Source organism: Streptococcus sp. K0074 (assembly GCF_048843365.1).
GTDB classification, from domain to species: domain Bacteria; phylum Bacillota; class Bacilli; order Lactobacillales; family Streptococcaceae; genus Streptococcus; species Streptococcus mitis_BM.
Window position 1 is genome coordinate 1606471 of record NZ_CP184836.1, and the last position, 18131, is coordinate 1624601.

The 18131-nt window shown below is 40.0% G+C and carries 31 protein-coding genes and 1 tRNA gene; 5 read left to right on the plus strand and 27 right to left on the minus strand.

Going from position 1 to position 18131, the window contains the following annotated elements:
• Nucleotides 1-32: 32 nt before the first annotated feature.
• The 24 genes from ACN076_RS07920 to ACN076_RS08035 all read right to left on the minus strand — a co-directional run bounded on the left by ACN076_RS07920 (nt 33) and on the right by ACN076_RS08035 (nt 13762).
• Nucleotides 33-123: transfer RNA gene (locus ACN076_RS07920), tRNA-Ser, on the minus strand.
• Between the two features lie 86 nt (nt 124-209).
• Complete coding sequence (locus ACN076_RS07925; protein WP_261084628.1) at nt 210-644, minus strand: DUF1492 domain-containing protein; 435 nt, start codon at nt 642-644, stop codon at nt 210-212.
• Nucleotides 645-775: 131 nt separating this feature from the next.
• Nucleotides 776-1036, minus strand: a complete 261-nt coding sequence (locus tag ACN076_RS07930; RefSeq protein ID WP_261084634.1) for a DUF1372 family protein — start codon at nt 1034-1036, stop codon at nt 776-778.
• Nucleotides 1033-1509 (minus strand): class I SAM-dependent methyltransferase, encoded by a 477-nt coding sequence (locus ACN076_RS07935; protein WP_261084642.1) that lies wholly within the window; start codon nt 1507-1509, stop codon nt 1033-1035. Before ACN076_RS07935 ends, ACN076_RS07930 begins: the two co-directional genes overlap by 4 nt.
• Before the next feature lie 150 nt (nt 1510-1659).
• On the minus strand, nt 1660-1998 hold the full coding sequence (locus ACN076_RS07940) for a hypothetical protein (protein WP_261085336.1): 339 nt from the start codon (nt 1996-1998) through the stop codon (nt 1660-1662).
• Nucleotides 1995-2261, minus strand: coding sequence for a hypothetical protein (locus ACN076_RS07945; RefSeq protein WP_261085345.1), 267 nt, complete (start codon nt 2259-2261; stop codon nt 1995-1997). The genes ACN076_RS07940 and ACN076_RS07945 overlap by 4 nt, the downstream gene beginning before the upstream one ends.
• Nucleotides 2261-2794, minus strand: coding sequence for a DUF1642 domain-containing protein (locus ACN076_RS07950; protein WP_261083592.1), 534 nt, complete (start codon nt 2792-2794; stop codon nt 2261-2263). The genes ACN076_RS07945 and ACN076_RS07950 overlap by 1 nt, the downstream gene beginning before the upstream one ends.
• The gene (locus ACN076_RS07955; protein WP_420789796.1) at nt 2787-2975 is read right to left on the minus strand and encodes a hypothetical protein; all 189 of its coding nucleotides are present in this window, start codon (nt 2973-2975) and stop codon (nt 2787-2789) included. Before ACN076_RS07955 ends, ACN076_RS07950 begins: the two co-directional genes overlap by 8 nt.
• A 3-nt stretch (nt 2976-2978) precedes the next feature.
• Nucleotides 2979-3194 (minus strand): hypothetical protein, encoded by a 216-nt coding sequence (locus ACN076_RS07960; RefSeq protein WP_261083593.1) that lies wholly within the window; start codon nt 3192-3194, stop codon nt 2979-2981.
• Nucleotides 3191-3589 (minus strand): RusA family crossover junction endodeoxyribonuclease, encoded by a 399-nt coding sequence (locus tag ACN076_RS07965; protein ID WP_261083600.1) that lies wholly within the window; start codon nt 3587-3589, stop codon nt 3191-3193. Before ACN076_RS07965 ends, ACN076_RS07960 begins: the two co-directional genes overlap by 4 nt.
• Nucleotides 3582-3755, minus strand: a complete 174-nt coding sequence (locus tag ACN076_RS07970; protein ID WP_024052778.1) for a hypothetical protein — start codon at nt 3753-3755, stop codon at nt 3582-3584. The genes ACN076_RS07965 and ACN076_RS07970 overlap by 8 nt, the downstream gene beginning before the upstream one ends.
• A gap of 365 nt (nt 3756-4120) precedes the next feature.
• Nucleotides 4121-6400, minus strand: coding sequence for an AAA family ATPase (locus tag ACN076_RS07975; protein WP_420789797.1), 2280 nt, complete (start codon nt 6398-6400; stop codon nt 4121-4123).
• 13 nt (nt 6401-6413) lie between these two features.
• On the minus strand, nt 6414-7997 hold the full coding sequence (locus ACN076_RS07980; RefSeq protein ID WP_420789798.1) for a DEAD/DEAH box helicase: 1584 nt from the start codon (nt 7995-7997) through the stop codon (nt 6414-6416).
• A 10-nt stretch (nt 7998-8007) separates the two neighbouring features.
• Nucleotides 8008-8565 (minus strand): hypothetical protein, encoded by a 558-nt coding sequence (locus ACN076_RS07985; protein WP_420789799.1) that lies wholly within the window; start codon nt 8563-8565, stop codon nt 8008-8010.
• A gap of 13 nt (nt 8566-8578) precedes the next feature.
• The gene (locus ACN076_RS07990) at nt 8579-9316 is read right to left on the minus strand and encodes a hypothetical protein (protein ID WP_420789800.1); all 738 of its coding nucleotides are present in this window, start codon (nt 9314-9316) and stop codon (nt 8579-8581) included.
• Between the two features lie 2 nt (nt 9317-9318).
• Nucleotides 9319-9741: a hypothetical protein gene (locus ACN076_RS07995; protein WP_049542752.1), complete on the minus strand. Its 423-nt coding sequence runs from the start codon at nt 9739-9741 to the stop codon at nt 9319-9321.
• A gap of 45 nt (nt 9742-9786) precedes the next feature.
• The gene (locus ACN076_RS08000) at nt 9787-10902 is read right to left on the minus strand and encodes an ATP-binding protein (RefSeq protein ID WP_261083637.1); all 1116 of its coding nucleotides are present in this window, start codon (nt 10900-10902) and stop codon (nt 9787-9789) included.
• Nucleotides 10903-10904: 2 nt separating this feature from the next.
• Complete coding sequence (locus tag ACN076_RS08005; RefSeq protein ID WP_261083640.1) at nt 10905-11249, minus strand: hypothetical protein; 345 nt, start codon at nt 11247-11249, stop codon at nt 10905-10907.
• Nucleotides 11250-11268: 19 nt separating this feature from the next.
• Nucleotides 11269-12549, minus strand: a complete 1281-nt coding sequence (locus tag ACN076_RS08010) for an AAA family ATPase (protein ID WP_261083643.1) — start codon at nt 12547-12549, stop codon at nt 11269-11271.
• Complete coding sequence (locus ACN076_RS08015) at nt 12536-12763, minus strand: hypothetical protein (protein WP_173278573.1); 228 nt, start codon at nt 12761-12763, stop codon at nt 12536-12538. The genes ACN076_RS08010 and ACN076_RS08015 overlap by 14 nt, the downstream gene beginning before the upstream one ends.
• Entirely contained in the window at nt 12763-12954 is a 192-nt protein-coding gene (locus tag ACN076_RS08020) for a hypothetical protein (protein ID WP_081574882.1), read from the minus strand. The genes ACN076_RS08015 and ACN076_RS08020 overlap by 1 nt, the downstream gene beginning before the upstream one ends.
• Nucleotides 12935-13261, minus strand: a complete 327-nt coding sequence (locus ACN076_RS08025; protein ID WP_261083645.1) for a hypothetical protein — start codon at nt 13259-13261, stop codon at nt 12935-12937. Before ACN076_RS08025 ends, ACN076_RS08020 begins: the two co-directional genes overlap by 20 nt.
• Before the next feature lie 16 nt (nt 13262-13277).
• On the minus strand, nt 13278-13544 hold the full coding sequence (locus ACN076_RS08030) for a helix-turn-helix domain-containing protein (protein WP_261083657.1): 267 nt from the start codon (nt 13542-13544) through the stop codon (nt 13278-13280).
• Between the two features lie 74 nt (nt 13545-13618).
• The gene (locus ACN076_RS08035) at nt 13619-13762 is read right to left on the minus strand and encodes a hypothetical protein (RefSeq protein WP_261083660.1); all 144 of its coding nucleotides are present in this window, start codon (nt 13760-13762) and stop codon (nt 13619-13621) included.
• A gap of 116 nt (nt 13763-13878) precedes the next feature.
• Here ACN076_RS08035 and ACN076_RS08040 point away from each other — a divergent pair, with 116 nt between their 5' ends.
• A complete protein-coding gene (locus ACN076_RS08040; protein WP_420789801.1) occupies nt 13879-14130 on the plus strand; it encodes a hypothetical protein in 252 nt (83 codons plus the stop codon).
• On the opposite strand, the gene ACN076_RS08045 is transcribed toward ACN076_RS08040, so the two are convergent.
• Nucleotides 14127-14426, minus strand: coding sequence for a hypothetical protein (locus ACN076_RS08045; protein WP_261083663.1), 300 nt, complete (start codon nt 14424-14426; stop codon nt 14127-14129). The two genes, ACN076_RS08040 and ACN076_RS08045, sit on opposite strands and share 4 nt — an antisense overlap.
• A complete protein-coding gene (locus ACN076_RS08050) occupies nt 14419-14697 on the minus strand; it encodes a hypothetical protein (protein ID WP_420789802.1) in 279 nt (92 codons plus the stop codon). Before ACN076_RS08050 ends, ACN076_RS08045 begins: the two co-directional genes overlap by 8 nt.
• A gap of 63 nt (nt 14698-14760) precedes the next feature.
• On the opposite strand from ACN076_RS08050, the gene ACN076_RS08055 reads away from it, so the two are divergent.
• Nucleotides 14761-15000: a hypothetical protein gene (locus ACN076_RS08055; protein ID WP_261043140.1), complete on the plus strand. Its 240-nt coding sequence runs from the start codon at nt 14761-14763 to the stop codon at nt 14998-15000.
• A gap of 166 nt (nt 15001-15166) precedes the next feature.
• Here the strand turns inward: ACN076_RS08055 and ACN076_RS08060 are convergent, their stop codons facing one another.
• The gene (locus ACN076_RS08060) at nt 15167-15370 is read right to left on the minus strand and encodes a helix-turn-helix domain-containing protein (RefSeq protein ID WP_261103690.1); all 204 of its coding nucleotides are present in this window, start codon (nt 15368-15370) and stop codon (nt 15167-15169) included.
• Between the two features lie 203 nt (nt 15371-15573).
• Here ACN076_RS08060 and ACN076_RS08065 point away from each other — a divergent pair, with 203 nt between their 5' ends.
• The 3 genes from ACN076_RS08065 to ACN076_RS08075 all read left to right on the plus strand — a co-directional run bounded on the left by ACN076_RS08065 (nt 15574) and on the right by ACN076_RS08075 (nt 18111).
• Entirely contained in the window at nt 15574-16332 is a 759-nt protein-coding gene (locus ACN076_RS08065; RefSeq protein ID WP_420789803.1) for a helix-turn-helix domain-containing protein, read from the plus strand.
• A 15-nt stretch (nt 16333-16347) separates the two neighbouring features.
• Entirely contained in the window at nt 16348-16890 is a 543-nt protein-coding gene (locus ACN076_RS08070) for a hypothetical protein (RefSeq protein ID WP_420789804.1), read from the plus strand.
• A 117-nt stretch (nt 16891-17007) separates the two neighbouring features.
• Nucleotides 17008-18111: a site-specific integrase gene (locus ACN076_RS08075; protein WP_420789805.1), complete on the plus strand. Its 1104-nt coding sequence runs from the start codon at nt 17008-17010 to the stop codon at nt 18109-18111.
• The last annotated feature ends 20 nt before the right edge of the window (nt 18112-18131 follow it).

Consider the following 18131-nt stretch of genomic DNA (forward strand, 5'->3'; position numbering starts at 1 on the left):
CTGCTTTACTACTCAGGACACAAAATACTCAAAGGAGAGTGTGGGATTTGAACCCACGGACCGCACATAGGCGACCACCCGTCTAGCAAACGGGCGCATTCAACCTGACTCTGCCAACTCTCCATGTCAGGGAAGGCTTACTGCCTTACCCTTAATTCTTGATGATACTATAATAGCACGATTGTTAGACCAGTGCGCTTCAACCTAGTTCACATTAGTTCACTTTTATCAACTACAACACCTAATTCACGGATTGCATCTTTCTTCTTTTTGTAAAAAGTGGTCTTGCTGCATCGTAAAAATTCAATCATATCATACACGTTTGCTTTCTGAATATACACCATCCTTAGAATTGTTCGACTTGCAGGCTTAGGCATTTTATCAATCAATTTACTGAGCTCAATTCTGCGCTGGATAGCTTCAGCAGTTGCTTGCTTCATGTACTCTTTCAAGGAATCTTGCATGCTAAAAATATCGATGTAACGTTCATCTAATCGAACCTTCTGACCACCTTGAACCTTATCCATGCTTATTTTAGGGCTAGAAAGCAAACTAGCTTCAAGATTAGCAAGCTCGTCTATTCGACTCTGTATCTCTTCATCCAAATTCTGTAGTTCATCAAGTAACTCTTTAGCCTTGTTCACTCTCTGTCTCCTTTGTGATATAATAATATTATTGAGATTATAGCTGAGGCAGAGAGTGCCTTGGCTTTTTTTGTTCTAGTAGCTATTGAGTATCTTTAGAGTCTCCTCTTTGTCTTACGCTCGTAATCTTATCATAGTAGCACTTCCTCTCCAACTTTTACTTTATCGTATTGCTCTCTAGTAACTACAAAAATCCCATAATCTCTGATAGTTACTGTGTATAGCTTCCCGTGCCGTCCTTTCTCGACGACTTTACCAAATATCTCAGCGCCTTGATTATCTGCCTTATAGATAACCATTGGCTTCTTTTCTTCTAAATCTCGAATCCTGTCCATCTGCCAGATATTCAATCCAGCAGACAATAAAATCCAGACTGCTATGAATCGTTTCAATCTGTGACCTCCTCGAATTTCATAAACGTCATCCAATGCGTAGTACCTCTTTGTTGCCCAAATAATGGTTTAAAAGGTACAGATTTAAGAATTTCTTTAACGTTGATTTGACAATCAGACCATTTAAAAACTAGAGTACCTCCAACTTTTAGAACTCTCATACATTCTTCAAAACCCTTGGCTAAATCTTCCGACCAGGTAACTTTATCCAGCTGGCCATACTGAGCTTTCATGATTGAGTTTTTACCTGCCCATTTTAAATGAGGTGGGTCAAAAACAACCAAATTAAAAGTATTATTTTCAAATGGCATGTCACGAAAATCACCAATAACATCAGGGTCTACGTTGACCTTTTTGTCATGTATCTCAAATATTTCTTGCCTAATATCCATGAAAGTTGTATGACTCTCATTTTTATCAAACCAAAACATACGACTGCCACAACAAGCGTCTAGTATTCGTATATCTCCCATCACTCAACCTCCTTGCTCTTAGTTTCTCCAGTAAGTCTATTTTCTAAAATGTGACTTGTATAGCAAATATCGCTTTTATATGTATAGTGATTAACAGTTTCTTCAACCCACTGACTTCGTGTGTAAGGGTATCTGTTTGGTCGTTTCATGTTACCACCTCATATATAAATATTTCGTGTCAATATCTTGTTCTAAAATACACTCTTTCAATGACTTTAAAACCTCCAATGCACCGCTAACTGTTCCCCATCTATTTTCAGGTTCATACTGCACATACTTTTCAGGGTACCGTTCTAATTCAGAGATACCGCGTTGAATGTTATCTAAAACATCAGCAATGGTGTACGTAGTGTCTTGGTCAAAATCCCAATCCATAGCAATTCTGAACATCTTACCGAGATTGTAGGTCGGAGAACTATATCTAGGTTCAGCAATACGGATATATTGTCCGTTTTCTATTTTCGCTAAGATTTCCAAATCATAACTCATCCCTCCACCTCCTCAGCGTTTTTAAGAGTAAATCCAACTCCATACATTAACAAGTAATTTTGAAACCTTACAAAGTCTTCAATCAATTCAGCTTCTTGCACATCGTATTCGCCAATTTCATCCAAAAAGTAATCTATATCCTCATGTTGTACACTGCCATATTCGGTTTTTTTGTGATTCATTTGAAATTCGTAACCATCTACATCAATTGTATAATGAATACCATCCGTCGAATTTTCGTATTTGTAATTCTTAATAATCATCACTCCACCTCCTCAATCTCAATCCCTGGGCAATCGAATACCCATCCGAATCCAGCTTCTTCTAGTTCTTTACGGGTGTGTGCTGTACGAAATTTATTGTCAATTTTTAACGATGACAACACCCAAGCTTTTTGAAATTTAATAAAGTTTAAGTAATTAAAATCATCGCTTTCCATCCCTTTGAATCTTACATAATACCGCTCCTCCTCCTCGACTTCATAGCCGAATTGGTGAATGTTGACGAGAATTTGAATAAAGTCTTTTGTATCCGATATCCACTTTAAAAAATCGTTATTGTCTATTGAATCTTCCCGTCTAATGCAGAGATTTACAATACTGTTATTGAAGTCGTGATAGTGCAATAAATACCAATCTGCCACACACTGCGGAACTTTGACCGGTTTGGGTTCGTCTAGTTGTTTGATTAGATCAATTGCAGTTTCGGTCGGAATGCCTTTGACTACAGTTCCAAACATATTCAAACCATGAATCCCGATTTCTTCAAATTCTTTAATCAATTCCTGCTTATTCATCTTCCAACTCCTTTATTCTCTTCTTCCATCCTTTCACTTTCTTTTTAAGCAAGTCTCTTTCCTCAGACCCGCTAAAAGCAAGCGATTTAACACACGGCTCAGATAGTTCAACTATCCTTGCTTCCGTCTGCTCGATTGTGCGTTTCAGTCCGTCGATTACTATCTGTTTGCTATATTCCATGGTTTATCCTGCCTGTTTCTCTAGCCAGTTCAAGAGCAATCCGAACTGCTCTGTCACTAGTTCATCATCATTGTATCGCTTGCAAATTTCGCTAATCGACGACACCGCCCATAGCCAATAAGCGTCGGAAGCAAAACCGACTTCTTGGCTCTTCTGGTTGCTGCGCGCCATCCATTCTGGAATTTGTCTGCTAAAGAAATCAATGTAGTCAATTCTCATGGCAATTCCTCAATCTTGATATAGATTCCGATTGTGTTCGCCCAAAACTTTTCGGCAATCTCGCTGGCCACTTGCGCATCATCTTGCCAGTATCCAAGTTTCGTCATGCAATCCTTGAGCAACTTCTGTAAATTATCTGTATCCGGCTTTGTAGTCTTGTACTGACCATCGTAGCTTTTTTTGATACGAGGGAAGCACCACTTAACTGTCAGTCGAATAGCTCCTTTAAATTTATCAGGAGGTACATGCTGCGCAAGCAAGCTCTCAAATTTCGCTCTGGCATTTTTTAGATCCTCTGGTTCATAAAAAATCGGCTTACCAGATCTCACATTTACCTTTTTCTGTTGATGAGTTGTTGTCGGTATTTTTTTCATCGGTAAAAAGAATTCAATCATCAGCCAACTCCCTTAAAATTACACCCAAGGTCGCACTAGCGCTCATAAGCAATCCAAATGAGTAATCTGGATTAAGTGCCATCTCTTCAAAATCATCTTCACATTTATCCAACAAGTCATCGATTTCCTTTTTAAGATTATCAATATCTTTTTTATTTAATGTCATTTTTTACCTTCTTTTTTTATACGCGCCTAAGTTCAGAGTGAAGGACAGGGTTACAGGGTTACAAGGGGCGGATGCATAGCCCCCTTGTACCTGTACCTGTTCTTCTGAACTCTCAGGGACACTTCCTAAATTCTTCTTCTCGAAGAGAGAAGAATTCTGTCCCTAGCTTTGTCCCTGGGTTTCTCGGGTTTGTCCCTAGAGCTTAAAACCCGCATGGTTGTGCGTTTTCTCAGGGACACTCTCGGGTTTGTCTTTGTCCCTACAGACACTCCAGAGACACAGGGACACTCTCGGGTTTGTCTCTGAGAGTCAAGGACATTCCCGAGGGACACTCTCGGGTTTGTCTGTCGGGTTTGTCCTTGTCCCTACTCTGTCCCTGGCCCTTCTTTGGGTGTGATTTGATTGTTTTTCACTTCAAAATCATTTCTATTTTTGACCCATCTTCTGATAGTTTTTTCACTAACAGGGTTGTCTTTTGTTGAAAAATATTCCACCATTTCACTCAATTCGACCGGATTAATTCCATCGAATAACACTTCCATAGCAGTAGTAAATCTCTCGTCAGCAGATTTCTTTTTCTTCTTGTTGCCCTTTTTACTATCTAAATTCTTTTTCCAATTTGGCGTAGTATCTTCTAATTGGATATCTGCTAACACACCTGATTCATCAAGTGTATGCACTGGATAACTAAACCACATGTTCACTGGCTTGAATTTGGCAAACTCTCGAAGCGTACCTTCAACACGCCATGCGGTTGCTATCTGAATCTTATTGCGAGCTTCTTCTAGCTTGTCCGTGTAGGGCGCTCGAGCCATGACATCAGGAATACCCTTTTCAAAGTGCATCCGCATCTGTGCAGGACTCAAGATGTCATCTAGTCCGACATTCTGTTGGTAATAGGCATTATTTCGTTCTTGCAAAGCTTGTTTGTAAACCTCGCATGCTGCTTGGTTCAGTCGCTGTGTCAGCAATTCTTCTGACACTTCTAGCTCTACTAAATCGATAAGCGCGTCAGGATCCCGAGCGAATACACCCGAACCACTAGCGCGGTCCATGGACTTCTTGCCACCTTGCGAACCTTTTGAGTGGTGATGGCAGTAGATAACGCTAGAGCCTAACTCTGTGGCCACTTTATCAAATTGATTCGTAAAATGTGCCATCTGGTCTGCACTGTTCTCGTCACCGGTCAGGACCTTGTAAATCGGGTCAATGATGACTGCGATGTAATTTTTCTTCAAAGCTCGACGAATAAGTTTAGGCGCTAGCTTGTCCATCGGTACAGTCTTCCCACGAAGATTCCAGATATCGATATTCTGGATGCTTTTAGGTGGTAATCCCATAGCTTGATAAACGTCACGGAAGCGATGTAAAGCGGATGGTCTATCTAGCTCCAGGTTGACGTATAAAACACGTCCTTGAGTACAATCCCAACCCAACCACTTCTTCCCTTCAGCAATCGCGATTGACATCTCAATCAAAGCGAATGACTTGCCAGCCTTAGACGGTCCAGCAATCAGCATCTTGTGACCTTGACGAAGGACACCTTTTATCAACTCAGGAGCCAATTCTGGCAAGTTATCCCAGCTGTCGGCCAATCCTTCAGGATCAGGTAAATCATCGTTCAAATCTTCGATGTATTGATACCATTCATCCCAATCGGTCTTACCAATATTCGTATCTACCAAGAATTGCTTCTGTCCATTACGGATGAACCCAGGCATACGAGATAGTCTACTTGGATTTCGATTCTGTGTATCGACGATAATGCCGTTCTTTTGACAAATCTTATAAAGATAATCAACCCTATTACGGTATTCTTCGTAATTCTTGGCATCTACTTTGACGATGGCATGTAGTGACTTGTTTCCGCTATGCACCAAGGCAACAATCGGCAATTCAAGTTCTTTGTAAATGGCGTTCTGCTTATCGATTGGCATACTATCGGATTCAACCAAGGCGTATCTGAAATCTGTCACGTTTTCATTTTTTGCACCTTTCCCGTCCATTGGATTGAAACGAACCCATGCACCAGCTTCTTCGTGATAGTCACCTAAGACTGCACCGATATCACCATTGCACTGACTCAACTCTTTAATAAGCTGGCCAGCCGTCCTGTCGTAAGCTCCCTTCGTTGGCAACCATTTGACAATCTCGCCTGTTTCATCGTCAGTCTTTGGATAACATTCAGTCACATAACCAACATTTTCGCTAGCCTCAAAGAGCGTTTCGAGGTATTTGATAATTTCCTGAACCGGGTTCCAAATAGTTGGCTCATGGATTTCCTTACCTTCAATCCAGTCTTTATCAATCACACGATAATCGCGGTCTATTATATCGGTCCAGCCAAACTCATGCGCATTCTCGCTGTCGTAGCTAGATTGCGACACCCAGCCATTTTCCTTTGCCAGTTGGGTAATGGTAGCACCAGTCACAATCGTTCCTGCTTGTTCGTTGAAAGTATCCCATTTTTTGAAACATTCGAATTTCTTGTATCGGCTATCGTTTTGGGACCAGTTATCCCAGTCAGATGCCGTGTATCCTTCGTGCTTCAAAGCCATACCGACATTGACCCACGTCTGATAATCTACCGTGGCAGGATTGATGTAATCCAGCAACGGTAACAAATTAAAATCATTCTCTGCCACTATCTCCTCCTTCTTAATTTAGTACATATTCAGCTGGTCGCACGCTTGTCGGAACTCTCCAACCATTAGCTGCTATGCGATTAATCATATTTTTAGCTTCTTCGAACGGCCACATTCCCACATCTTTGAAACCGTATCTTTCAAGTAATCTGATTTGTTTAGGCGTCGTCAAACCTTCTTGTTGTCTTTTGTTAAGTCTATCTAGTAATAGATTCGCCTTACCCGCGTTTCCGATCTCATCAGTAAAGATACCGTGTTTTTCAAGTGCTTTGATTTGCTTGTCGCTAACCGGCGCCATCTCCCATCCGAAATTAGGCACGTAGTTCGACAAATCTTCAGCATGGATAGACATTTCAAATTGCAATGGATCTACTAGCTTGCGTTTACGCTTGCGCATTTCTTCCAATTGTTTAGCCAAGGCTTCTTCGCGTTGAGCGACTACATCTTCTGCTGCCTTGACTTCCATATCTTCAAGGTCGAGCATAACACCTACCTGCTCTTCCATGTTCTCAACCATTTTCTGAGCAACTTCTGGAGTCTCACAGATTAAATGAGCTGGTCTACATAGCTCGTGGCGTTCCGTATGCCAAAGAAAATCTAACAAGAGCAATTCTTCCTTGCCTGGATGCAAGCGAGTCCCGCGTCCCACCATCTGGCTATACAAAGCTCGTACCTTAGTCGGTCTTAGCACTACTACACAATCCACTGATGGACAATCCCAGCCTTCAGTCAATAGCATAGAATTACAAAGGACGTTGTAGCGATCCTGCTCAAAATCTTCTAAGACTTCTGCACGATCCTTGGACTCTCCATTGACTTCAGCGGCACGAAAGCCTTTTGCGTTTAAGATATCGCGAAACTTCTGCGAGGTCTTTACCAATGGCAAGAATACAACCGTCTTGCGGTCAGCACATTGCTTGACCATTTCGTCAGCTATCTGCTCCAGGTATGGATCCAGTGCCGTTCCGATATCGCTCGCCTTGAAATCGCCTGCCGACATGCTGACATTTGATAAATCCAAGCTAAGCGGAATTGTCAAAGCCTTGATTTTAGATAAGTAACCTTCTTTGATAGCTTGTACCAACGAATATTCATAAGCGAGACTGTCAAAGTAAGAGCCAAGGTTCTTCATATCTCCGCGGTCAGGGGTCGCTGTAACGCCCAAGACATCTGACTGCTCAAAATACCCAAGCACACGTTGGTAGCCATCTGAGATAGCGTGATGGGCTTCATCAACTACAATCGTATCGAACCAATCAGGAGGAAATTGACTAAGTCGCTTCTCTCTCTGCATGGTCTGAACTGAGCCAACGACTACTCGATACCAAGAACCAATAGAAGTATTCTCTGCTTTCTCTAAAGCCGTACCAAGTCCTGTTGCAGTCTTGAGCTTGTCGCTAGCCTGCTCTAACAATTCAGACCTATGAGCAAGGACAAGTACACGCTTGCCCTCTCTCACTTGATCTTCGATAATTTTGGAAAAAACAATCGTCTTTCCACAACCTGTTGGCAGTACTAAGAGCGTGCGCTTGCGACCTTTAGCCCATTCAGCTTGAACAGCTTCCCGTGCCTCCTGTTGATAAGGTCTTAATTGCATCCCTTACCCCCTAGAATTGCCCAGCTTGATATCCAGCTTGTCCTTGTGGTTGTTGTGCAAAATTCGGCTGTTGCGGTTGCTGGTAGCTTGCTTGTGTAGCTTGCCCTGGTTGTTGGTTCAACACTTTTGTATAGTCCACATCTTCAGGATAGAGCATAGACTTAACTTCGTTATAATTATTTTCCTTGTATTGTCGGATTCCGACTTTACATACACCAGTTGCGCCGATGATGGTATTCCAGTTCATACGAAGTGGTTCTCCTTTTTTCTTTTGACCGATTGCAGCAAAGAAAGCAGATAGCATTCCTTCAGTTGAGCTGTGTAAGAATAGGTTGTAACGTAGTTCAGTTTCACCTTCGTTAGCTACGATTTTAATGCTGACGATAGCCTTGTTACACGCTGGCAATTTTCCGGGATTTTGCGGATTCGGTGTATGGCGTGTACGCTCCATGCCGACAACTGTGAAGTGATACAATCCATCAGGTAATAGGACGTATTCCGAGTCTTTTTCAATCGTATCTTCCCATCCAAATTCGCGATCAAAGTTGTTGTATTGTTGTTGTGTCATGTTGTTTTTCTCCTTATGCTAAAATTGTGATTTTATCATTGTTTGCAAGTTCCGTTTTTAAATAATCTGAGATGTTTTTAACAGCATCTAATTTCCATTTGCCCCCGTCCGCTTCAAAGAGAGCTAGATTCGCTGATTTATTAACTCTGAATACAAACTGACTTGCTGGTTGTTCTACTTCATTAAAGGTACGATATGGTCGTAAGGTTACTGGATTTGGAGTCTTAGCCTGTGCTAGACTTGCTACACCATCACGAACAGTCACCGTTTGTGTAACGCCGTTATCTTGAGCCTCTGCCCCTTTTTCGATTTTTAAGTGACTAGCAAAATCTAAAACTAGATTGCGATCTGCATCATTGATAAACATCGATTGCAACATAATATTAAACTCTTCCTGATTACACCAATTACTAAAGGGAATAACTGGAATAGATGCCTTTACAGATACAAGTTGAGGACGTTTGCCATATTCAACATCCACTTGATCATACACGGAAACTCTTTGATAACTTTCTACCACCACTACAAGTCTACGGCCACCGATAAAGTCGTTATCTGATTTGAGGTAATCGACTAAACTTTTGAGTGTTTGAAGTTCAAGGATAGGTGCGTACTTACGAGGTCTAAACTCTCTGAAATCATGCTTGTTGATGTCAAAATATTCTTTGCCATTTGATGAAGAAATAATTTTATTTTCTTTTTCTGCTAGCTCAACTGCATAAGATAATGCTTCTTTAAGGTTTTCTGTCATGGTTAGTTACCTGCTTTCTTTTTGTTGTAATCAATAATATTTGTGTTTTGTTGTTCGACTTTTTCGATAAGTTCCCCAGTATCTGTTCTCATATCACCATTGTCGTCAAAGTAAGTTTGTCCAGGAACCCCACTTTTTAGCTCATTAGCGTGGATTATACCAGCGTCATCACGACCGACAATGACAGTTGTTGCAACACCTTTCTGCGGTGCCAAAGTAGATTTTACTTCCATACCTGTCTTAACGACAGTACGTTCATCATCTGTTGACATCGTCAGCGTAATAGTGACCTTACGAGTAGCCTTAGCTTCCGTATTTGGATCTAAAATGTTATCAAGGACTTTTTCAAGTTCTTTGTCAACCTTTTCTTGTAAGGCTGTATTGGCGATTTTTGACAAATCAATTTTAATAGTTTTATCTTTCATAGATACCTCTTGTTATACCTTGCTATGATTTCTAATTCCCAAAATCTACACCGTAAAGGGTAATTCTGGTTCTTTTCTAACTTGATTTTCAATAACTTCCACAGTTGCTTGCCAATGAGCGACAATCATATCCCAGTAGTCAGTCGGGAAACTTTCAATAGGAGTCCCTAGTGGAAAATGCCCGCGAATGTAAGCGACTTTTTGAAGTTCTTCTTCTGTCACGTTTCCTTGCGCCATGAGGTCTGTCAAACTCTTTGGCAAATTCGTGTGATATTGCGCAGTCGTTGCCTGTGGTGTGCTAGGAGCTTCATTTTGAGGGTTTTCAGCTACATGCGACATATCGAGAGGCAATTCTTCTTGAACTTGTTCAGGGGCTTGCTGTACGGTCTGCTGAGGTGCTGGGGCTACTGGAGGTTGTGGCGGAATAGATTGCGTTTGTTGACTCGCAAAGATATAAGCGATTCCAGCGTAATGAAATGGCATTTCGTCAGGTAAGCCATGTCGATTCTTGGCATCCCACGCTGGGCGATGGTTGGTATACATCACACGCTCACCGCCTTGCGCTTTCTTCTTACCGTTATCAGTCGTCATGACCAAGGTCTTGTAATTGGCAAATAGAACCATGTCTGCCCATTCTTTGACAAGCGGTGCCGTCTTAGAACCTGTCTTTTGGCCAAGTTTCAATTCGTATCGGTCGTAAGAACCCATCTCGTCCGGCTGTTCAAACTTCTTGATTTGAGCGTGTGCAGTCAATACTACATTGATCCCCATATCAACTAGGTCAGATAAGACATTTAAGAAACGTCCCATTTCTTCCTGAACATAGGTATAACCTTTACCCCAACCAAAGTCTTCAATCCCTTGTTTTCCATGTTGCGAACAGATGTAATTAACTGCCAAAGCTTCTGCCCAGTCGATTGTGTCGATAACGAGTGTCCCACACTCAGTCGGATTTGCCTTAATAAAAGCAATCTCATTGATGAGCATGGTCCAGCTGGTCGGCTTGTCGAGTCGTGCCACGTCCATGTTATCTGTCGAACCTTCCGTGTCGATGAAGACCGCATTTGGAAATTCAGCGGCAAACGTGGACTTGCCAATTCCTTCAGGACCGTATATAACTACTTTTTGAGCTCGCGCCCGTTTTCCTCTTGTGATTTGCATGTTTAGTCATCCTCCAATCCATTTGCCAAAATAGCAAGAAGCTTTTTGAACGACTCAGATTTTGAATTCTCGGTTTTGTCTGTTAAATCTTCCGGTTCTTCACCGTCAAGTGTTTTAAACTCATACGTTGCAGTCACTTCGAGTAATTCACAATTTAATGCATTCGCTAGTTTTGTAAAATCTTCAATTTGTACTTTTGTTGCTTCAACTTCATTTTTAGCAGCACGTTTCATTCCTTCTGTATATTCTGCTGAATAAGCAAGAGTTTGTTCTTTGCTTTTATATTTCGATAAAAAGTCACCTGTTTTTTTGTTACGAAATACGATAAAAGTTTCTGTTTTTTTCATGATTGTTCTCCTTTAATTTTTAAAATCCACCTTGCCATGTTTTTGGCGTTTGTGCCACCTCTGGCTTCACGCTATACCCGTCTTCAATCAGGATGCTACACTCATCTCCTGTTGAAACTCTAGTCGCGATTGCTTGCAATCCTTCCTGCTCAAGCCATGCGCCAAATTCTTGTAGAGTCAGCTGATCCATTTGTTCCAGCTTGTCAATCAACACAAAACCACACTCTGGTTTCAATTTACGCACGATTGCAGTCGCTACCTGTAGTTGCTGACTACCAGACATGTTATCCCAGCGCTGGCCAAGATAGAGCAATTCGCCATCATCAACGGACAAACCAGATAAAGGTAAATCTGCGTTAGTAAGCAGGTCTGTCTTCTGCTTGCGGATGTCAGCAATAACAAGGTCTAATTCACGATATTGCTCGCGATAACCCTTGGCATCTTCTTCTGCTTTATCCTTGTCCAGATTAGCACGCACTTTACGATTGATTTCGTCAATCTCTGCGATGTTCTTTTCGATTTCTTCAGTAGATTCATCGAGAAGATCCATGGCATCGGTATTCGCGATAGCCAAGTCTTGAGCTAACTGACTTTCTTTTGATTTTGCGTCAGCCAGCAATTGTTCCAGCCGTTCAACCTCTGCAGTTGCGGAAGCGTGTTGACTCTGGATAGATACCAAGTTCTGACGCTTACGAGCGTTCTCACCATTCTTGGCAAGTATGGCTTGTTGTTGTTGGATAAGCTCAGAGATAGAGACTAATTCTTTCGGTGCGTCAGGATAGTAAGGTTGTTCTTTTGCGAACTTCTCCTTTTGGTCAGCGATCACACCGATTGCGTGACGCTCATCGTATTTGGCCTTTTCCTGCATTTCCAGTTCGGCAAGTTGTGGACCGACTCCGATAATTTGTAGCAATGTCTTAGCCTTCTCTTTGCTGGTCTGCTCCATAAATTTGGGCAAGTTGATAGCCAACTCTTCCACAAAGCTATCAAGCAAGTTTTGACCAGCCTTGTTGCCACTCGGGTCGATGACCTTGAGAGTGCTGTTCTTTCCGCTACGTTCCACAATTAGACCGTTTGATAGCGTGATTTTAAGACTAGGCGGAATTGTACTGCCTTCTCTCTGAGCTTGGCTAGGCTTGTACTTGTTACCACCTAACGCCCAAGCAATCGCGTCCAGCACGCTTGTTTTCCCTTGGTTGTTATTTCCACCGACAATGGTTAAACCAGTCGCTGATGGCTCTAATTTGACCGCCTTAACGCGCTTGACGTTTTCGATTTCTAATTTATTAATCGTTACCATCTTTTTCTCCTCCAACTCTTAAAGATTTGACAGGTATTTGAATCTCTTCAACTTCCGCATATTCAAGAGCAAAGTCAAGTAGCTGGTTTAAAACATCGATCAATTTCATATCACACTCATCCGCGAGGTCTATAATACGCTCATAGTGTTCGCGAGCTACTCTGATACGTGGTGTTGGTTCTTGTGTTCCTTTGGTTTTATATTTTCTGTTCATTATTTTCTCCTTAGTTTTAATTGAAAATTCTCTGCTTCTAATCTCTTTCTCAAAGATTGTTCTTGTTGCAATCGTTTTTTGAGATCATCGATTTCATGTTGCATATGTGCCATCATTTCTAGGTCACGCATTTTCTCTCGACGCTTGCAAGTGGACAAATCCCACGCTTGTCTATCCCATACGATTTGCATTTCGTGCTCTCCGTGGTTCTGGTAAAGCTAACGGCTCTGGACGCAATCCTTGAGGCGGTTCATTGTCGTAGGTAAATCCAGGAAATGGACGGCGGATATTCTTACGAATCTCTTGCCATTTGTCCTCTCTACCACGTTCGAATGCGTGATTGTAGCCTTGGATAATCATAGACGCAAATTCTTGCTCTTCTCGTCTTTCTTCTTCCTTGCGTTGTTCCTGCAATTTGATATGACGACAAGCTCCTGCAAATCCAATCAGCAAACCTCCTACTCCCATTAATTGATTTAAAATCGGTGGTTCAAACATTTATTTCTCTCCTGTTTTAAATTACTAAATACGCTTGGATAAACTCATCCAATTCTTTTTTGTCAATTCTCTTGGTTCCGTCTATCTTGTAAAGATTCAATCCCATTCGTAACCATTTCCTGATAGTGTTTGTGCTACAATCTGAGTAGTTAGCAGCACTCTCTATTGATAGCCAACGTTTTTCCAACGTCTCATGGTCAAGTAACTCTTGAAATGATTCCTTAAATTGAGTTCTTACATCTAATCGGATACCGTTTTCACATTCTTCACTAAGTAGGTTCACAATATCCTCCTAATGTGTTATAATTCAGTTAGTTATTTTGATTAGCGCCTGACTTTGTTAGGTGCTTTTTTTGTTTATACAATATTACTTTCCAGCGCCCTGAGTTCTATCTCATGGCTGACTTGTTTTAATAGCTTCTCACACGCTATTTTAGCTTCTCTGTACGTTGTGTTCTCGCTGATGAAGTAATCAGCAAGTTCAATGATTTTATCTTCCATTCAACCTCCTATATCAGTCTCAAGACTGATGTAATATCCTCCTAAATTGCTATAATAATTTTGACTAGGACCTCTCACCGTTTTTGTCAAAGTTTCCATAGAAAGGAGGGGATGTAATGCCTGAGATTGAAGTAACGTTTACTGATGATTCTGTAGTCGTATTTCATGAAGAGATGACTTTTCAAACATTCAATAAAAACGACGATAAGCACTTGCCAGTAAACAAAGCATCGCTATTTAGACACCCAAACTGTGGTCTGTTATTTAGTTTTGTAGATATTTTGCGCATGGGCGAGTTCTTTTACAACGTCGAAAAGCCAGAAATAATCTACCAATCTAAAAATGTGAAAAAGATTGAGTTAGTCTAATTTTGTTGCTTCAAGAAGCTATCTAGTGTGCGTTTTTTAATCTCATATTGGATAGCTTTTTGAATAGCTTTATGTAATTCTGGTTCGCTTTCAAATGGGATAGTAATGCGGTCAATATTCCAGTTTAACTTTTCAAGGTTGTCCATATCGTGGAAAGTTAAGCACCAATCCACCGCCCAACTAATCAATTCATTGAACCTAGTAGCGAACTCGGTATTCATCGCCTTCACTTCTTCGCTACGTTTCATGCCTGCTGCCACTAGTTCTTGTTGTAGTTCTTCATATGTTTTATCCATTGTTTTTTCTCCTTTGTTTATAAATCTCATCATAGGGATATAATCGGTGCAGTAATTGCAAAATACATCCCATAACAGACCGTCTAGGAAGTAGTTCTAGCTTTTTCTGAGCTAGCTCTACTTCTTTTTTTGCTTCTTCTATAGAAATTAGAGTTGGGTTATCAAACCAATCTTTTTCTAAATAATACCTTTGCCCACGCTCAGACATATAATCAATCAATGACTGAAAATGCTTTATGCGTTCATGAAGATATTCTTTGTTTTCTTCCATCCATTCTCCTTTCTTTTCTTCCCTCTTTTTCTGCTATAATATAAGCAGAAAGGAGTTAACCTTATGACTTTTAAAGAATATTTGACAATAGCAAGCAAACGCGACATCTACGATGATGGTAAAGATTTTGATTTTGAAACCATCTTTGCTAGAGAAATATTACGTTATGCACACGATTCCGAACTGGAAACCAAAACAGGTTTCTTTCGTCATCTTGAAATCATGGATGCCGAAGCTTGGTTTATCGAACTTGCTCGCTCAGTCTATCAAGATTTTGAGAAATCAATTTCAGATTCTCACTAATCGAGCGTGACTTTTTTTGATACGGCAATCTCAGAAATTTACCACCAGAGCTGACTACCTTAATGATTTTTTCAAGGTGGTCTTTTTCTTTTTCAAGAGCATCAATAAATTCTTCCATCCTACTCCTTTTCTATATGATTTAAAATCATATATTGTTGAAAATTTTTTATGTGACTTGCTTATTTATTCCAAGAATATCATCAGTAGACACATTAAAAAATAAAGCTAGACTAATAAGATACTCGCCTGAAATCTTAGTCTGGTCTTTTTCCCAGTTGCTAATAGATGTTTGAGTAACGCCTAATTTTTTTGCTAGTTCACGCTGTGACATCTTATTGTGTCTGGCTCTTAATTCTGCGATAGAGACCATATGTGAATCACTCCTTTCTTGATGATGATTATATTTTATATGATTTTAAATCTTGTGTCAAGTGTTTTATATGATTTATTTTCTCTTTTTTTGAAAAAAACGTTATTTTTGTATTTTATTTAAAACTTTTTTCTTATATACTTGATTTATAATCATGGTTCTGATATAATTTACTTATCAAAAAACAAAAAAGGAGACATCCTATGGAACAATTGGGAGACAGAATAAGAAAATTGAGAGAAAGTCGTAATATGACACAGACTGAACTTTCAGAAATTCTTGGTATGAAAACCTATACTACTGTTTCGAAATGGGAGAAAAACGAGAATTTTCCTAAAGGTAAAGACCTAAAGAAATTAGCAGAAATTTTCAACGTCACTTCTGACTATCTTTTAGGGCTATCAGACACTAAACTTGGAAAGATTACTACACAAAACGAACCCCCTGAAATCCTAACCATCTACAACCAGCTAGAAGATCCAAATAAAGAAAAAGTCCTTGACTATGCTACTGTTTTATTAAATGAACAAAACAACATGAAGACATCAACTGTCTTAGAAAAGTACAAAAACGACGAAGACTATATCACTGACTACGTTGAGGGATTGGTTGCTGCAGGACATGGAACGTTTCAGGAAGATAACCTACACATGGAAGTTAGACTGCGTGCCGAAGATGTCCCTGAAGACTACGACACTATCGCTAAAGTAGCTGGTGACTCCATGGAACCGCTCATCGAAGATAATGACTTATTGTTTATCAAGGTATCCAGTCAAGTAGATATCAACTCAATCGGCATTTTCCAAGTGAACGGCAAGAACTTTGTAAAAAAATTGAAAAGAGATTATGACGGTTCATGGTACTTGCAAAGTCTGAATAGTGGATATGAGGAAATTTACTTGTCAGAAAGCGACGATATTCGCACTATCGGGAAAGTCGTGGATTTATATAGAGAAAAATAATAAAGGAGAATATCCATGAAAAAAACACTTATAACATCAACTCTTTTACTTGCTACTACTTTTACTTTAATAGCTTGCTCTAACAATCAATCAGCTACAAAAGATAGCTCGGAGCAACCAAAAACGGAGCAAAAGAATACTACTTCTACAAACACAAAAGCCAAAGTAGATAACAGTAAATATGATGATTTAATCTCTGAAATTAAATCAAAATTAGACCCTGAATCAACTGGCGCAATAAGCGTAAAAATTAAAAACGATGTAATCGATTCAGATTCATCCGAACCGCATGATACAATTATGATTCTGCTAACTGGAACGGCTAAGGATAGCGCAAAAGAATCTCTGGATGCAGTTAATTCTAATTCTGCTACTAATGACCAAAACAATGCAATAACTTTGATTCGTATGTCTATATCTGAGTTCGCTAAAAAATTACCAGACGATAATACTACTCTTTCCCTTGGTTATGAAAAATCTGCTGACCAATATGACCTAATCGCTAAATCTTCAAAACAGAAAGATATTATTCCTGTTGGTGAAATCATCGTACAATAAAAAAATCCCCACACTCGCCATCGCCAAACTTTGAGTGTGAGGATATCCAGTATAGTAAAAGGCATTAAAAAGCCCTCTTTACTATACCCATTTTATCAAAAAAGTGAGGTAAAATCAATGATTGGAAAATACCAAAAAAATGGCACTACTGCTTATTACTTTAAAGCATATCACGGACTTGACCCTTTAACAAATCAAAAAATTATTACCAAACGTCGTGGTTTTAAAACAGAACGTGAAGCAAGACTTGCTGAAGCAAAATGCTTAGCTGAGTATGAGAAGAAAACGTTTAGAGCAAAAAATACCACTACTACTTTTAGACAGGTATTTGAGGTTTGGAAAGAACATTATAAAGGCGCTGTCAAAGAATCGACATATATAAGCCAAATAGACAAAGCAGAGAGACTCATACTCCCGTTTTTTGGGGATAAGGCTATCAATAAGATTAGTCTCGTCATGTGTCAAAATCAAGTCAATAAATGGGCTTCAGAATACAAGCAGTTCTTTGGGATCATCAGCATAGCTAACCAAATATTCGATTACGCTATTTCAATGGAACTGATTGAAAATAATCCAATGAGAAAGACATTAAAGCCTAAACGACAAAAAAATAATACAGATGAACTAGAAAAGTTCTACAACAAAGAAGAGCTGCAAGAGTTTTTTGAAATCGTTAATGATTTTGATGATATAGAGATGCTTACATTCTTCCGTCTGCTGGCATTCACTGGAATGAGAAAGAATGAAATCAGTGCCCTCAGATGGTCTGATATCGATCTGAAGAGCGGACAGATAACTGTTAATCAAACCTTGGCTAAGGGGGGAGATAATAAACTTATCTTTCAGACTCCAAAGACAAAAAAGAGTGCCCGAACAATTACCCTAGATAAAAAGACAATTGAAGTTTTAAAAGAATGGCACAAGTATAGTACTAAAGGACTCCTCTTCAAAAACGAAAACGGCGAGCCGAAAAGTGTCGTCCATGTTAACAATATGCTTAACAGGATTTGGAGGAAGTATCCAGATTTTAAACGTATCACACCTCACGGTTTCAGACATACCCATTGCTCCTTGCTCTTTGAAGCTGGTGCTACCATCAAAGAGGTTCAAGAAAGACTCGGTCACGAGAACATTCAAACGACCATGGACATATATGCTCACGTCACTCAAAAAGCAAAGGATGAAGTGGCTGATAAATTCGCTTCTTACATAGGTTTTTAAAATATGGGTACCAAAATGGG